Here is a 1,214-nt window from a genome sequence, read left to right as displayed (position 1 = left end):
GGAGCGGCACGTGAAGTAGCAAAACTTGTCTGGGCACTAAAAGAGGATGCGCAGAATGGCACTTTCTTTCCGGTTTATATTTTACAAGATGGCGTTTTGATTGATCAAAAATCGCCCTCACTCCTTGAACCGGCCATGCAAGCCATTGCGACGTACGACCGCGCCCATGGGCATTATATCGTGGGGGGATGCCGAGTAAGTGCATTGGGAGCAAATAACGGTTGCCAAGTCTTTAGTATTCAAGAAGGAGAAGCTAATATCAATGGTTTCAAACGCAAACGCTTAGCGGCTTTGCGCCATGAAGAGCCAGAGGATTTTTCGACAAGCGTTGTTCCAAGCGAAACGCATATTTTTGCGCCTTCAAAAGGGAAAACAAGTTTTACCTTTAAACCCTATTATTTTCCTATTGCTGATATTCAGTCTCTTTTATTGACAAAAGAAAAAACCGTTAACGTCACCCGTGGTGCTGTTGCCGCTGGGCGTGATGGGGTTCCTGATAAAAGCATCACCTCTTTTATCAAAATCGTTCAAGGAAGCAAGGAATTTAAAGAAGGCACAGATTTTAAAAAAACCGGAGACACCATTGATTGGGCACCGGTGGGAGACGAACCTTTAGCAGGGAGCAGCTATAAGGTGACTTATCGCTATCGTGCAAAAATCACGGCTGATAAGGTAACAGCGCAGGAAATTACAGTCTCAGGTGGGGCGGAGGGTGGTGATATCATTGTCAGTTACACTTACAAACTCCCCCGCATTGACCGTATTGGTCTCAACACAGGGGGAAATGTCGTCTATATCAAAGGGATTTCTTCAGACCAACCCATGGCACCCAGTGTCCCTGATGAGGTGCTCTCTCTTGCCACCATTACCAACAATTGGCTTGAAACGCCGGTTGTGGTCAATGATGGCACACGGGTTGCCCCCTATGATGAAATGTGGCGCTATTTTCAACGGGTGCTTTCGCTTGATCGATTGATGCAATTAGAGCGTATTAAAAGCAATGTTGACTCTAAAGAACCCGTTGCCAAAAAGGGCATGTTTGCAGACCCTTTTCTTGATGATAGTTACAGAGATGAAGGCTTTCAACAAACAGGGGCTGTAGGCAACGGCATTTTACAGCTTGCCATTGACCCAACATTCTATACTGCTCCTTTAAAAGCGCCTGTCACGCTTGACTGGACAAATGAAGTGATTATTGCGCAAGAGTTGACAAC

1 protein-coding gene is annotated in these 1,214 nt (G+C 45.8%); it reads left to right on the top strand.

Features of this window, described 5'->3' with window-relative positions:
• Positions 1-1,214, top strand: a 1,214-nt coding sequence (locus ACFILW_RS09820; protein ID WP_375685737.1) for a DUF4815 domain-containing protein, incomplete at both ends; no start/stop codon positions are given.

It is taken from the genome of Bartonella sp. TT110JLCBS (assembly GCF_042193405.1).
Classification (GTDB): Bacteria; Pseudomonadota; Alphaproteobacteria; order Rhizobiales; family Rhizobiaceae; genus Bartonella.
This window is presented reverse-complemented; position numbering and strand designations above follow the sequence as displayed.